Origin of the sequence: uncultured Bifidobacterium sp., from assembly GCF_945269915.1 — a bacterium.
In the GTDB taxonomy this organism is placed as follows: Bacteria; Actinomycetota; Actinomycetes; order Actinomycetales; family Bifidobacteriaceae; genus Bombiscardovia; species Bombiscardovia indica.
Genome location: NZ_CALYOY010000002.1, coordinates 42,475 through 57,320, shown reverse-complemented (window position 1 = coordinate 57,320; position 14,846 = coordinate 42,475). Strand labels below are relative to the sequence as shown.

At 63.3% G+C, this 14,846-nt stretch carries 12 protein-coding genes and 1 tRNA gene; 2 read left to right on the top strand and 11 right to left on the bottom strand.

All coding sequences use genetic code 11. From position 1 onward, the window contains the following. Positions 1–3: 3 nt before the first annotated feature. A complete protein-coding gene (locus Q0K62_RS00825; RefSeq protein WP_297316085.1) occupies positions 4–783 on the bottom strand; it encodes a 16S rRNA (uracil(1498)-N(3))-methyltransferase in 780 nt (259 codons plus the stop codon). A gap of 150 nt (positions 784–933) precedes the next feature. Between Q0K62_RS00825 and Q0K62_RS00820 the strand changes: the two genes are divergently transcribed. Next, a tRNA-Leu gene (locus Q0K62_RS00820) sits at positions 934–1,021 on the top strand. Positions 1,022–1,226: 205 nt separating this feature from the next. Then, positions 1,227–2,105: an RNA methyltransferase gene (locus Q0K62_RS00815; RefSeq protein ID WP_297316084.1), complete on the top strand. Its 879-nt coding sequence runs from the start codon at positions 1,227–1,229 to the stop codon at positions 2,103–2,105. 74 nt (positions 2,106–2,179) lie between these two features. On the opposite strand, the gene Q0K62_RS00810 is transcribed toward Q0K62_RS00815, so the two are convergent. The 10 genes from Q0K62_RS00810 to aroQ all read right to left on the bottom strand — a co-directional run bounded on the left by Q0K62_RS00810 (position 2,180) and on the right by aroQ (position 14,820). Then, positions 2,180–3,508 (bottom strand): solute carrier family 23 protein, encoded by a 1,329-nt coding sequence (locus tag Q0K62_RS00810; protein ID WP_297316083.1) that lies wholly within the window; start codon positions 3,506–3,508, stop codon positions 2,180–2,182. 80 nt (positions 3,509–3,588) lie between these two features. Beyond that, complete coding sequence (locus Q0K62_RS00805; protein ID WP_297316082.1) at positions 3,589–4,242, bottom strand: metal-sulfur cluster assembly factor; 654 nt, start codon at positions 4,240–4,242, stop codon at positions 3,589–3,591. After that, positions 4,242–4,811: a Fe-S cluster assembly sulfur transfer protein SufU gene (gene sufU / locus Q0K62_RS00800; RefSeq protein ID WP_297316081.1), complete on the bottom strand. Its 570-nt coding sequence runs from the start codon at positions 4,809–4,811 to the stop codon at positions 4,242–4,244. The genes Q0K62_RS00805 and sufU overlap by 1 nt, the downstream gene beginning before the upstream one ends. A gap of 58 nt (positions 4,812–4,869) precedes the next feature. Beyond that, a complete protein-coding gene (locus tag Q0K62_RS00795) occupies positions 4,870–6,144 on the bottom strand; it encodes a SufS family cysteine desulfurase (protein ID WP_297316080.1) in 1,275 nt (424 codons plus the stop codon). 34 nt (positions 6,145–6,178) lie between these two features. Further along, the gene (gene sufC, locus Q0K62_RS00790) at positions 6,179–6,958 is read right to left on the bottom strand and encodes a Fe-S cluster assembly ATPase SufC (RefSeq protein ID WP_297316079.1); all 780 of its coding nucleotides are present in this window, start codon (positions 6,956–6,958) and stop codon (positions 6,179–6,181) included. Between the two features lies 1 nt (position 6,959). Next, on the bottom strand, positions 6,960–8,186 hold the full coding sequence (sufD, locus tag Q0K62_RS00785; RefSeq protein WP_297316078.1) for a Fe-S cluster assembly protein SufD: 1,227 nt from the start codon (positions 8,184–8,186) through the stop codon (positions 6,960–6,962). Further along, positions 8,186–9,640 (bottom strand): Fe-S cluster assembly protein SufB, encoded by a 1,455-nt coding sequence (sufB, locus tag Q0K62_RS00780; protein WP_297316121.1) that lies wholly within the window; start codon positions 9,638–9,640, stop codon positions 8,186–8,188. The genes sufD and sufB overlap by 1 nt, the downstream gene beginning before the upstream one ends. A gap of 267 nt (positions 9,641–9,907) precedes the next feature. Beyond that, positions 9,908–11,569: a CTP synthase gene (locus Q0K62_RS00775; protein WP_297316077.1), complete on the bottom strand. Its 1,662-nt coding sequence runs from the start codon at positions 11,567–11,569 to the stop codon at positions 9,908–9,910. Between the two features lie 59 nt (positions 11,570–11,628). After that, on the bottom strand, positions 11,629–14,238 hold the full coding sequence (locus Q0K62_RS00770) for an excinuclease ABC subunit UvrA (protein WP_297316120.1): 2,610 nt from the start codon (positions 14,236–14,238) through the stop codon (positions 11,629–11,631). Positions 14,239–14,367: 129 nt separating this feature from the next. Beyond that, on the bottom strand, positions 14,368–14,820 hold the full coding sequence (aroQ, locus tag Q0K62_RS00765; RefSeq protein ID WP_297316076.1) for a type II 3-dehydroquinate dehydratase: 453 nt from the start codon (positions 14,818–14,820) through the stop codon (positions 14,368–14,370). Positions 14,821–14,846: the final 26 nt, after the last annotated feature.

Below are 14,846 nucleotides of genomic sequence, written 5' to 3'. Positions count from 1 at the left end.
GAATCAGCACCTCCACCGCCCGAGGGCCCGTGCCAGGAGGGTCAGGGCCACGGGGCCAGCCGTAGAAGCCCTCAGGATGTTTCCACCCAGGGCCGTGGCCACCGCCCCGGCCTCGACCATCTCCTGGACCTCCATCATGCCGATCCCACCTTCAGGACCGATGATGACACGCACGCATCTGCCGGTATCCAGGCTTGCGGCCCGCTGCTCCACATCCTCCCAGTCCATGGTCGCGTCCTGGTGAAGCACAACAGTCAGGTCTCCCCGTCCGGTCGCCTCATGACAGTCCCTAACCAGGGGCTTGCTGGTCAGGACCGGAAGGAGTTCTGGTGTCATGGCCCGTCTGGACTGCTCGGTGGCCGCATCGAGGACCTGGCGCCACTTGCGATCGGTCCGACCCTCCTTCCACTTGGCGATGGACCGATCCGCCTGCCAGGGTCTCACCTTGTCGACCCCTATCTGGGTGGCCATATCGATGGCATCCTCATCATGACCACCCTTGGCCAGGGCCTGAACCAGGATCAGGGACACGTCAGGCGCATTCTCCCGCCCGACGGCGGTGACCTCGACCAAGCCTGTTTCGACATCCTTGATGGTGGCCCGGAGCCTGAGCCCCTGCCCGTCCGACAGTTGAATTTCACAGCCCTGGGACAACCTCATCGATCGGATGGCATGACGTCTGACATGCTGGGGAAGCCTGAGCTTCCATCCCGTGTGGAGTTCGTCACTGGCCAGGGGGGTGTCGTCCCGTTCCGGGTCCAAGAGAAAGAGCGGTGCGGTCATGCCTTTCAGGCTAGCGTCGCCGGGCGAAAACCGGCGTATGGGAGATGTCGGCCTCGTGCCCCGGCCCGGACCCAACGACACGCAACCCTTGCCCCCTATGCAAAATCGGCCCAAAGATGCTATAGTTTCCTCTGTTGCGAAAGCGCACCTGTCCGGGTGGCGGAATGGTAGACGCGCTAGCTTGAGGTGCTAGTGCCTATTTTATACAGGCGTACGGGTTCAACTCCCGTTCCGGACACGGATTGGGCACCATCGGGATGATTCCGTCACGATGGTGCCTTTTCGGTAGATGGGTTTCCCCTTCCGCCATGTCCGATTCTCGCCCTCCCCTCCTCAGGCCGGTGGTTCGCCGCCGGACATGGAGCCTGCAGGGTGGCGTGCGGGCCGGATGACAGGTGATCGATGCCGCCGGGGACATCCCCACCTAGGGGAAGGAGACGAGGATGCGCACGATACCCATAGGGTCCATCGATGATGACCGTATCGAGGCGTACACCCACCTTACCGAGCTCCAGCTTCGGAACCGGCTGGAACCGGCCAAGGGGCTCTTCATAGCCGAGTCGCCAAAGGTCATCACCCGGGCCCTGGATGCCGGTGTCGAGCCCATCTCCTTCCTGGTGGAGGAACCCTGGTTGGAGGGCATGGGCGGGTTGTTCGACCAGGTCGATGGCTCCTTCGGCCCCGATGTACCGGTCTATGTGGCCAGTCCTGAGCAGCTGAGGGCCATAACCGGATACCGCCTCCACCGGGGCGCCCTGGCCGCCATGCGCCGGTGGCCCCTCCCCTCGGTCGATCAGGTCTGCAGGGATGCCAGACGGGTGGCCGTCATGGAGAACATCGTCGACCACACCAACATCGGGGCCCTGATGCGTTCGGCGGCCGCCCTGGGTGTGGATGCCGTCCTGGTGACCCCCTCCTGCTCGGACCCCTTGTATCGGCGCGCCGCCAGGGTCTCCATGGGGACCGTCTTCCAGGTGCCTTGGACCAGGATCGGCGGGGATGACAGGCATTACTGGCCGGTTCAGGGTCTGGAGGATCTGCACCGACTGGGATTCACGACCGCCGCAATGGCCCTGAGTGATGATTCGATCAGCCTGGACGATCTGACCGCCCGTCTCCTCCCCCGATCCGGCAGTACGGATCCCGGGCATATCGACAGGCTCGCCCTGATCTTCGGTACCGAGGGTGACGGACTGTCCAGGCAGACCATCGCCCATTGCGATCTGACGGTGCGCATTCCCATGAGTCACCAGGTGGACAGCCTGAACGTGGCCGCCTCCAGTGCCGTCGCCTTCTATGCGACGCGGCCCCTGCACGCCTGACACGGGGTGGACCCGAATCCATGCAGGGGCGCACCCCTATGCCGATGACCGTCGGCGACGATAGGTCCTGAAGGTCAGTGCTTCCCCGCTGTCTCCTGGGCCTGGGCCGGCTGGTCCTCATGGATGTAGTCATCGCCGTCGATGGTCCCCCTCCAGCGCCCGATGGCCTTGAGGCCGTGGTACATGACCAGGGTCGCGACCGAGCCGATGGCGATGCCGTTGAAACTGATGCCGGCAACCGCGAAGGTGAAGTCCGCGATACCGACGATCATGACGATGGCGCCGACGGTCATGTTGACGGACTTGCCGAAGTCGACCTTGTTCTCCACCCAGATGCGGATGCCCAGCATGCCGATCATGCCGTAGAGCATGGTCGTGACCCCGCCCAGGACGCCCGTGGGGATGGTGTTGATGACCGCGCCGAACTTCGGGCAGAGGCTGAGCAGGAAGGCGAAGGCCGCAGCGCACCAGTAGGCCGCAGTGGAGTAGACCTTGGTGGCGGCCATGACGCCGATGTTCTCGGCATAGGTGGTGGTGCCCGACCCGCCGCCGAGCCCGGCGAAGAAGGTGCCCAGGCCGTCGGAGATCAGAGCCGTGCCGATCTGGTCGTCGTAATCGCGGCCGGTCATCAGGGAGACGGACTTGACGTGGCCGATGTTCTCGGCCACCAGGACCAGGACGACCGGGATGAACATGGCCAGGACACTCATATCGACCTGGGGCGTGTGGAACCGGGGCAGGCCGATCCAGGCCGCCTCTTCGACGGCCCGGAAGTCCACCTGGCCTTGGGTGATGGCGAAGACGTACCCCACCAGGACGCCGAGCAGGATGTTCAGTCGACCGATAAGGCCCTTGAAGAGAACCGATATGAGCATGACCGCCACCAGGGTGACCAGGGCCGTCAGGGGGGCCGACTTGAAGTTGTTCCATGCCGAGGGGGCGAGGTTGAAGCCGATGATCGACACGATGGCACCGGTGACCACGGGCGGCATGATCATGTCGATCCATTTGGCACCGGCGAAGTGGACGATGACACCGATCAGGAGCAGGAGGGCACCGGTCACCATGATCCCGAAGGAGGCCACGGCCAGGCCTTTGTGGGCCGTGGTGACCGCGGTGATCGGGGCGATGAAGCCGAAGGAGCTGCCCAGGTAGGAGGGGAGCTTGTTCTTGTTGATCAGGAGGAAGAGGGCCGTGGAAAAGGCCGTGAAGAACAAGGTGGTCGATGGATCGAACCCGGTCAGGATCGGAACCAGGAAGGTCGATCCGAACATGGCGATGACATGCTGCGCACCTATGCCTGCCGTACGCGGCCAAGTCAGTCGTTCATCCGGTTCAACGACCTCGCCCGGTGCCAGCGTCTTTCCGTCGCCGTGCAGTTTCCAGCCCATGGATAATGACATATCACGATGCTTTCTCTCATACGCCGTGCCGGTCACGGCGGACCGGAATCATCATTGTATTCGACGGGCAGGACCGGTGGTCAGCTGTAGGTGGGCATGTTCTCCAGGTTGAATCCGATGGCGGCCAGCTGCTCACGGCCGTCAGGGGTGATCATGTCCAGGCTCCACCGAGGGGTCCAGGTCCAGTCGATCCGGAATTCCTCGACCAGACCGGCCAGGACGCTGGCGCACTGATCCTCGATCAGATCGGTCAGTGGGCAGGCCGGGGTGGTCAGGGTCATCGTGATGATGGCACGGCCCAGCTCGTCGATCTCGATTCCATAGACCAGACCAAGGTCCACCACGTCGATGCCCAGTTCGGGGTCGATGACCTGGTGCAGGGCCTCACGAACATCCTGCGCGGTCGCGCGGCCGATCTCGTCCACGGCCTTGAGGGGTATGGAGGAAGCGTGCTCCGTCTCCTCCCCCGACGCCCCCGGTGCCGCAATGACATCCCCTGCACGGTCAGGTGACTTCACGGAACCCGGTCTGTCATCCTGGTCCGCCTTCTTGTTCGAGCCGGTGGTGGAACGGACCGGTGCGGGGTTGGACTTGGTGCCCATCCCCATGATGGCTTCAGCCTGGGTCGGGTTCTGCGCCAGGGCCTGGGCCTTCTCCTCGTCGTCGATGGCACGGTTGACCGAAGCCAGGATGGAGTCCTGGGGCTCCGGCACCAGATTGTCGGAAGAACTCATTACGCCTGCTCCTTCTCCTTGTCCATATCGGTCAGGGCCTGGGCCACGGAGGCCTTCATGCCCTCCCAGCCCAGGAGTGCGCACTTGATGCGCATGGGGTACTTGGAAACCCCCTGGAAGACCACGGCATCGCCCAGTTCCTCCTCGGCATCCTCGTTCTGGATTCCAGCTCCGCGCGATTCCATGAGGCTGTGGAACTCCTCGGCCAGGTGCATGGCCTCCTCCACACTCCTGCCCTGGACCAGGTCGACCATGACCGAGAGACTGGCCTGGGAGATGGAGCACCCGTCGCCCTGCCAGACGATCCGCCTGATGGCCTTGGGTCGTCCGTCGGTACCATCGGAGACCTCGACATGGATGGTGGCATGGTCGCCACAGGTGGGATTGAACTGCTGGGACTCGGCCGGAACACAGTACCCGTGCTCCACCTTCATGGTCACGCCATCATGCGGAGCCGGAGAACCCGGACGGTCCTCGGGTACCCTCCCATGGGGGTCCCTGGCCGCCTCCAGAATCACCTCCTGGTACATCTGCTCCAGTTCCTGATCGCTCATGCCAAAATCTGCCATGCCTTCAACCTACCCGTATTGCTGGTTTCGCGCCTCTCGCTGTGCCCCTGGTGAACGCTCAATCCACCTTGAAGAAGTGCCTGACCTCGGCAACCGCCTCAAGCAGGGCATCCGTTTCCGCCACCGTATTGTAGATCCCGGTCGAGGCCCTGTTGGAGGCGAAGAGACCGAAATGCCTATGGACGGGCTGGGCGCAGTGGTGACCTACCCTGATGGCGATACCCCGCGAGTCGATGAACTGGCCCACATCGTGGGGGTGGACCCCCTTCACATCGAAGGAGACGGTGCCTATACGGTTCTCGGGAGTGGTGGGACCGAGGATTCTGACCCCCTCCACCTGGCCCAACCTGAGCAGCCCCCTGGTGATGGTGGCCTCATGGGCGGCGATCCGGTCCATGCCGATGGCGCGCAGCCAGTCCGCGGCCACACCGGCCCCGATCAGCTGCGCCACGGGCTGGGTGCCCGCCTCGAACCGGGCCGGCGGGTCCATGTACTGGGCGGGCTTGTCCATATAGGCCAGTTCCACCATGGACCCTCCGAAGGATGCCGGGGGCAGGGCCTCCAGAAGCCCGCGCCGGCCGTAAAGGAAACCCACCCCTGTGGGGCCGTACATCTTGTGAGCGCTCCATGCCGCAAAGTCAACATCCATGGCATGCAGATCAATGGGCAGATGTGGCACCGACTGGCATACGTCCAGGACCACCAGGGCACCCACCTGATGGGCACGCCTGACGATCGGATCGATATCGGTGATGGCCCCGGTCACGTTGCTCACATGGGTGATGGCCACCACCCTGGTCCGCTCGGTGATGACCTGATCTGCCGTTTCGGCCAGGATCCTGCCCTGGTCATCCAGGTCGAAGGCCTTGAGGGTGGCCCCGGTGCGGTAGGCCAACTCCTGGAAAGGCAGCAGGACCGAATGGTGCTCGGCCTTGCTGGTCACGATCTCGTCGCCCGGCTTCAGGGCGAATCGTTGTGCGGCCCCTCCACCGCGCCCCAGGGAGGCGTTGCCGAAGGCGGTGGCCAGGAGGTTCAGGGCGGCCGTGGCGCCGGCCGTGACGACGATCTCCTCGCCTCCTTCATGCGATTCCGCCCCCACCAGGGCTGCCACCTTGGCTCGGGCCTCCTCGAATGCCACGGTGCTCCGGGCGGCCAGCTCATGGGCACCTCGGTGGACCCCTGCATTGTCGCGCAGGTAGAAGTCCCTGACGGCATCGATCACGGAGACCGGCTTTTGGGCCGTCGCCGCCGAATCGAGGTAGACCAGAGGGTGTCCGTGCACCTCCTGGTCCAGGATCGGGAACTGACTGCGTATCCGTGCCTCATCAACCATCTTCGGCCTCCATTCCTTGACCGCCGCGCGTCTTTCAGGCCAGTGCTGACTCCGATTCCGAGCCCTCGGGGAGGTACTGGTCATACCCGGTCTCCTCCAGGGTGTCGGCCAGTTCCGGTCCGCCGGTCTTGACGAACCTGCCCTGGGCGAAGACATGGACGATGTCGGGCTTGATGTACTTGAGGATGCGGGTGTAGTGGGTCACCATGAGGATGCCCAGCCCTGTGTTCTCCTTGGCCCGGTTCACACCCTCGGAGACGATACGGAGGGCATCCACGTCCAGCCCGGAGTCGGTCTCGTCCAGAACGGCGAACTTGGGCTTCAGCAGCTCCAACTGGAGGACCTCGGCACGCTTCTTTTCACCACCGGAGAACCCCTCATTGACCGAGCGCTGGGCGAACTTGGGATCCATCCGCAGCCTCTTCATGGCGCTGTTCAGCTCCTTGGCCCATTCACGGACGGCCGGGGCCCTCCCGTCCACCTCGGTCTTGGCGGTACGCAGGAAGTTGGTCATGGAGACGCCGGGCACCTCGACGGGGTACTGCATGGCCAGGAAGAGACCCGCCTTGGCCCGCTCGTCCGGGGTCATCTTCAGGAGGTCCTCACCGTCCAGGAGGGCCTGGCCTGAATCCACCTCATACTTGGGATGCCCGGCCAGGGTGTAGGCCAGGGTGGACTTGCCGGACCCGTTGGGTCCCATGATGGCATGGGTCTCCCCCGAGTGGACCGTCAGCGTGGCACCCTTGAGGATCTGCTTACGACCCTCCTTGGTCTCGACCGAGGCGTACAGATCCTTGATTTCCAGTGTTGACATGTCAGTTCTCCTCCAAAACGCGCTGCATCTCTTCATCTTCACCCTTGGCCAGTCTCCGGTCGATCACTCCCATAAGGTGACCGGATACGCTGGGAACGCCAATCTCCTCGACCAGTTCGCCGAAGAAGCCACGTACCACCAGCTTACGGGCCTCATGCTCCGGTACGCCTCGCGACTGAAGATAGAAGAGCTCCTCATCGTCGAAACGCCCCACGGAACTGGCGTGGCCGGCCCCTATGATGTTCCCGTTCTCGATTTCCAGGTTGGGCTCAGAGTCGGCAATGGCCCCGGGGGTCAGCACCAGATTCCTGTTCAGCTCATAGGAGTCTGTGCCGGGTGCGGTTGGCTGGATCAGGGCGTTGCCCACCCAGGTGGAATGGGCCTTGGCCCCGTCCAGGGCACCCTTGTAGACCACTCGGGACTTGCATTCCGGGTGGTTGTGGACCACCATGGTTCGGTTCTCGATGTGCTGGCCGGGGTCCACGAAGTAGATGCCCAGCATGTTCAGGTCGCCCTGTTCCCCACCAAAGTCCTGGTCCATACGCAGGCGGACGAAATCGCCGCCCAGGGTGACCACGGAATGACGCAAGGAGGCGCCGGCGCCGACGTGGATTCGATGGTTGCCTACGTGCTTGGACCCCGGGGCCCACTCCTGGATGAAGGTGGTGGAGACGTGGGAGTCCTTCCCGGTGATGATCTCCGTGCCCTCGGCCAACCGGGCCTGGCCCGCGTGCTCCACGACCAGGTCGACCTTGGCCTCTTCGTCGACCTGGATCACCAGGTGGAAGGCGTCAAGATCCAAGCCACCTCCCTGAATCCTGACCAGGACCGGCTGATCCAACCGGCCACTCAAGTGGACCACGGTGGCCTCCCTGCAGCTGGCCCATTCCACGGCCGCCGCTCGGTCACTGGGCTTGAGGACGGTACCGCAGGGGGCCTGTCCCATAGGGACCTGAGATACGGCCACCCGGGCGGGATCCACGGGGGTCCCGTCCATCATGGTCACCTCGGCCCTGGTCAGGCCACTGGGTGTGAACACCTGGAAGAACTCCCCCATCCGGTCGATCGGGGTGAACCGCCAGTCATCCTGCTTGGTGGTGGGAACCGCGAAGTCATCCGGGTCGAAGGAGCGGGGCTCCTTATCGGCACTGGACGGCATCAGGGCCGGAATGGCATAGGGATCCTTGGGATCCGCCTTGGGAATCGTGATTTCGCTTGTCTGTGACATCAGCCTACCGAACCCTCCATCTGCAATTCGACCAAGCGATTGAGCTCAAGTGCATACTCCATGGGGAGCTCGCGCGAGATCGGCTCAACGAAGCCACGCACGATCATGCCCATGGCCTCCTTCTCCTCCAGGCCCCGGCTCATCAAATAGAAAAGCTGGTCCTCGGAGACCTTGGATACCGTGGCCTCATGGGCCATGGAGACGTCATCTTCGCGGACATCCACGTGGGGATAGGTGTCCGAACGCGAATAGTCGTCGACCAGGAGAGCGTCGCAGACCACCGAAGAGGAGGACTTCTCGGCACCCTTGACTATCTTGACCAGACCACGGTAGGCGGCCCTCCCCCCGTTTCGGGAGATGGACTTGGAGACGATGGTCGACGAGGTGTGGGGGGCCAGGTGGATCATCTTGGCGCCTGTGTCCTGGTACTGCCCCTTGCCGGCGAAGCCCAGGGAGAGGGTCTCGGCCTTGGCATAGGGCTCGGCCAGGATGCAGGCCGGATACTTCATCGTGGCCTTGGAGCCGATGTTCCCGTCCACCCATTCCATGGTGCCGCCCTCGCGGACGTAGGCACGCTGGGTCACCAGGTTGTAGACGTTGTTGGACCAGTTCTGGACCGTGGTGTACCGCACCCGGGCATGGGGCTCGACGATTATCTCGACGATGGCCGCATGGAGCGAATCGGTGGAGTAGATGGGTGCCGTGCACCCCTCGACGTAGTGGACGTAGGATCCCTCGTCGGCGATGATCAGGGTCCGCTCGAACTGCCCCATGTTTGGGGTATTGATGCGGAAGTAGGCCTGGAGTGGGATGTCCACGTGGACCCCTTTGGGCACGTACACGAAGGAACCGCCCGACCAGGCCGCCGTGTTCAGGGCGGCGAACTTGTTGTCGTCCGGCGGAATGACCGTGCCGAAGTACTTCCGGAAGAGGTCCGGGCGTTCCTTGAGGGCCGTGTCCGTATCCAGGAAGATGACGCCCTGCTTCTTCAGGTCGTCACGGATTGAGTTGTATATGACCTCGGACTCGTACTGGGCGGCCACACCTGAGACCAGCCGGTTCTTCTCAGCCTCGGGGATGCCCAGGCGATCGTAGGTGGTCCGGATATCGTCCGGAAGGTCCTCCCAGGACTTGGCCTGCTCCTTGAGGGGCTTGACGTAGTACTTGAAGTCATCCGCCTTGAACCCCGACAGATCCACACCCCAGTCGGGCATGGGCTTCTCCATGAAGGACCTGTAGCCCTTGAGCCTCATGTCCAGCATCCACTTCGGCTCACCCTTGTCGGCCGAGATGGCACGAACGACGTTCTCGTCAATCCCCTTGTGGGCGGTCTCCCCGGCCTTGTCGGAATCATGCCAACCGTAGTTGTATTCACCGAACTGGGATATGATCTCGTCGTCTTCTTTGATCTTATCTTCATTGACACGGGTGCGGTCGGCCACGTACTGGCTCATCTCCACATCCCGTGATGTGTCCGTCTGCTGCGAGGTGTTATCCACGAGCTTAGGCCTCCTCACACATATAGGGTCACCAACCGATGGCCTTTTACCAATCAAGAATAACCAAGCCGGCATTGACCCGCCAGACTTGAGGTTACGCTCTATAGGGAATTAGATCACATCTGATACCGGCCGAGGGCGGCCATCAATACCGATTTCGCCCGTCCTCGCTTGGGGAACGGGCGAAATCATCACCAGTGTTCTTGTTCTTCCCTCACCAGATCAATCGGCGTCCTGCCGATGCTCCAGGCTGGCCTTGACCAGACCCGCGAAGAGTGGGTGGGGCCTGGTCGGACGGGACTTGAACTCAGGATGGGCCTGGGTTCCCACGTAGAAGGGATGCTGGTCCTTGGGGAGCTCCACGAACTCGGTCAGCTGTCCATCCGGGCTGGTCCCCGAAATGTGCAGGCCGGCCTTGTCCAGGTCCTGCTTGTAGGCCACGTTGACCTCGTAGCGGTGACGGTGCCGTTCCGAAATCTCGGTCTGCCCGTAAAGGTCGGCGACAAGGGAGTCAGGCTTGAGAATGGCCGGGTAGGCTCCCAGGCGCATGGTGTGACCCATGTCGCCATGGCCGGCGACGATATCCTTCTGCTCCTCCATGGTGGCGATGACCGGATGCTCGCAGTCAGGCTCGAACTCTGAGGAGTTGGCATCCTCCAGACCCAGGACGTGACGGGCGTATTCGATGACCATGGACTGCAGGCCAAGGCAAAGGCCAAGCGCCGGCAGCTTGCTCTCACGGGCGTACCTGAGGGCCCCGATCTTGCCCTCGATGCCCCGGATGCCGAATCCGCCGGGAATGACGATTCCGTCGACACCCTTCAGGGCTTCACGTGCACCGTCCATGGTCTCGCAGGAATCGGCGGTGACCAGTTGCACATCCACCTTGGCCCAGTTGGCGAACCCGCCGGCCTTCAGGGCCTCGATGACCGAAAGATAAGCATCGGGAAGATCTATGTACTTGCCGACGATGGCCACGGTGACCTGGCTCTTGGGGTTGTGGACCCGTTCCAGGAGGTCCTCCCACTCGTTCCAGTCCACATCATGGAAGGGGAGCTCCAGCTTGCGGACCACGTAGGCATCCAGACCCTCCTGATAAAGGATCTTCGGCACGTCATAGATGCTGGGGGCGTCCACGCAGTTGACCACACCCTCGGCATCGACGTCGCACATCAGGGAGATCTTGTCCTTGATGGACTGGTTCAGGGGGCGGTCCGAGCGCAGGACCAGGGCATCGGGGGCGATGCCCAGCTGACGGAGGGCCATGACCGAGTGCTGGGTGGGCTTGGTCTTGAGCTCGTGGGCCGCTGCGATGTAAGGCACCAGGGAGACATGGACGAACATGCAGTTGTCCGCGCCGATGTCACGCCTGACCTCACGGGCGGCCTCCATGAAGGGCTGGGACTCGATGTCGCCGACCGTGCCGCCGATCTCGGTGATGATCACGTCCACGTCATCGCCGGCCTGTGCCCGCATCCGGCTCTTGATCTCGTTGGTGACGTGGGGAATGACCTGGACGCACTGACCCAGGTACTCGCCCGCACGCTCCTTGCGGAGGACGGACTGGTAGATCTGCCCGGTGGTCACGTTGGCCTTCTGGGAGAGGAAGACATCCAGAAAGCGCTCATAGTGGCCGATGTCCAGATCGGTCTCGGCCCCGTCCTCGGTCACGTAGACCTCACCATGCTGGAAAGGGTTCATGGTGCCCGGATCGACGTTGATGTAGGGATCCAGCTTCTGTTGGAGGACCCGGATTCCGCGGCTTCTGAGCAATCTGCCCAGGGAGGATGCAGTCAGTCCCTTGCCCAATGAAGAAACCACGCCGCCAGTGACGAAAATGTGTTTGGTGATGTGCCCTTGCGAATTTCCATGTTCTCTGACCATGGAACTTCAGCCTATCAGGAATCCCAGACCACGGCGCGGCGTGGAATACCATTCTCCGGTCATCCCCTATGCAGATGGGCTGCCAGGTATTGTCCGGTAAGGGAGGCAGGTGTTTCGCAGACGCTGTCAGGACTCCCCTGGGCGATGATCCTGCCGCCCTCCTGGCCGCCACCAGGACCCATGTCGATCAGGTAGTCGGCGTTGGCGATCATGTCCAGGTCATGTTCGATGAAGACCACGGTGGCACCCCGGCCGATCAGGCGTTCCAGGACCGTGATCAGGGTCCGCACATCCAGCGGGTGAAGGCCGGTGGTGGGTTCGTCCAGGACGAAGAGGGAGGTGTTCTGCCGACGGCCAAGCTCATTGGACAGCTTGAGGCGCTGGGCCTCCCCTCCTGACAGGGATGGGGTGTCCTCCCCCAGGGTCAGGTAGCCCAGTCCCAGGTCGTGCAGGGTGCGCAGGGACCGGTAGATGCTGGCATGATCCCCAGCCTCGGCCCCGTCGGTACCGGCTGCACCGAAGACCCGTAGGGCGTCACCCACCTCCATGGCCAGGAGGTCGGTCAGGCTCATGGGGTCCGGGTGGGCCTTGGTCGCCACCCTCACCGCTTCGATCTCGGGTTTGAACCGCCGCCCCTTGCAGGTAGGGCAGGTGATGGGAATGTCCGGCAGGAACTGGACATCCAGGCTGATCTGTCCGGTCCCATCGCACTGGGGGCACCTGAGCGAACCCGTGTTGTAGGAGAAGTCAGCCAGCCGGTACCCTGCCCGGCGGGCGGCGGGACTCTTGGCGAAGAGGCGGCGCAGGTGGTCCATGATGCCCGTATAGGTGGCCACCGTGGACCTGACGTTGATGCCTATGGGTGAGGAATCGACCAGCCTGACCCGGTCGATGGAGGCATCCGTCAGGGATTTGACATGATCGGGCAGGGGCCGCCCATCCTGTCGGGCCTGGAGGGCGGGGACCAGGGATTCCAGAATCATGGTGGTCTTGCCCGAACCGGAGACTCCCGTCACGGCCGTCATGCATCCGCGTGGTATGGCCACCTCCAGAGGGTGGACCGTATGTATCGGCCCGGTGGTCATCCTGATCCAGTCACCGTCGCCAGCGGAGCGCCGCGCCTCTGTGGCTGCTTCACCGGACCCTGGAAGTGGAGCAGGGGGGACGGTCCTGCGCTTACGGACCAGAACCCTTTCGCGGCCGGTCAGGAAACCGCCGATTCGGGAGTGGGGATCGTCCTCCACCTGGTCCGGCGTGCCCTGGGCGATGATCCTGCCGCCCTTGCTTCCCGCTCCCGGACCCATCTCGATGAAGTAGTCGGCCGCACCCAGGACCGAAACATCATGGTCCACGAAGACCACCGAGTTCCCGCTGGCCAGAAGGTCGTGCATGACCCCGATCAGCCCCTCGATATTGGCGGGGTGGAGACCGGTCGAGGGTTCGTCCAGCACATAGAGGACCCCGGTCGTCTCATTCCGGACGGCCCTGGAGAGCTGTGCCCGCTGCCGCTCTCCGGTCGAGAGGGAGGCGCTGGACCTGTCCAGTGTCAGGTATCCCAGGCCCAGCTGCATCAGGCGCCTGCCCATGTCCTGCAATGTGCCCACCAGGGTTCCGGCCATGGATTCCATGGACTCGGGCAGGGTTGCCGGCACCCCCCTGGACCAGTCCAGGACCTTCCTCAAGGGCCAGGAAGTGACCGTTGCCAGGTTCTCCCCGCCGATCAGCGGCCGTCTGGCGGCCTCGTTGAGCCGACTCCCGCCGCAGTCCGGGCAGGTTCGTTCGGTCAGGAACTTGGCCACCTTGGCCAGGCGCTTTTCGTCCGTGGCCCGCTTGAGCTCCTCGGTCACGGTCAGCCTGGCGTTCCTGAAGGTGAAATCCAACTCATGGACGCCCTTGACCGAGGTGATGGTGATGTGCTTCTTTTCGGGGGGACCCTTGAAGACGATCTCCTTCTCGTCCGGGGTGAGGTCCTTCCAGGGCACGTCGGTCCGGACCCCGAATTCGCGGACGATATCGGGCTGGACGTTGAACCCGAAGGTTCGCCAGGGAACCACGGCCCCCTGGTCGATGGTCAGATCCTGGTCGGGCACCAGAGTGGCATCGTCCACCTCGCGCACGGTTCCTGTCCCCTGGCAGGTGGGACAGGCCCCAAGCGAGTTGAAGGCCAGCTCCTCGGCACTGGGGGCCTGGACCTTCTCTCCGCAGACCGGACAGATGACGGGCATCTCGGCCGCCACCCGCATGGTGGGCTCCTGGTGGTGCCCATTGGGGCAGACATGTGAAGCCAGTCGGGAGAACATGAGTCTGAGTACATTGAGGAGCTCGGTGGAGGTTCCAAAGGTCGACCGCATCCCGCCGGCACCCGGACGCTGCCGCAGGGCCAGAGCGGGCGGGAGGAAGCGTACCGAATCCACCTCGGGACGTTGGGCCTGCGTCATCCTTCGCCTGGTGTAGGTGGACAGGGACTCCAGATACCTCCTGGACCCCTCGGCATAGAGGACCCCGAGCGCCAGGGATGACTTGCCCGAACCGGAGACCCCTGCTATTCCCACCAGGCGGTTCAGGGGTATATCAAGATCCAGATCATGCAGGTTGTGCACCCGGGCACCCCTGACCTGGATGGCCCTGGGCACGTCTGCCGACTCCTTCCCTGCATGGGCGGCCTTCATACCCGCCGCTCCCGTGGCTGCTTCATGGCTCATCGATCGACCTGTCCAATCCGTCGTCCCGATCCGGGACAACCGCGAACATGCTATCACCGCCACCGATTGGATCGCGCCTTCCGCCAGGCCTGACCGTCAGGACCGCTCGAGCAGATGGGCCACGGATTCCAGGGCCAGTCGGTAGCCGTAGAACCCCATGCCGGTGATGGTTCCGGTGGCCACCGGCGATATGACGCTGTGACGGCGGAAGGCCTCCCTGGAGGCGGGGTTGGAGATGTGTACCTCCATCAGGGGCAGCCCGGCATCAGTGACCTGGGCCGCGGCATCGGCCAGGCTGTAACTGTAATGGGTGAAGGCTGCGGGGTTCATCACCACAGGCGTCTGCTCGTCCACCGCCTGATGCATCCAGGAGATCACCTCCCCCTCGTCATTCGACTGGCGAACCTCAACTTCCAGGCCCAGTTCCGCCCCCCAGTCACGACAATCCCGGCGCAGGGCCTCCAGGTCCTGATGTCCGTAGACATCCGGCTCCCTGACTCCCAGCCTGCCCAGATTCGGTCCATTGACCACAACGACCTTGGTACTCATACCGGCTCCGTTTCTTCTCTTCATCC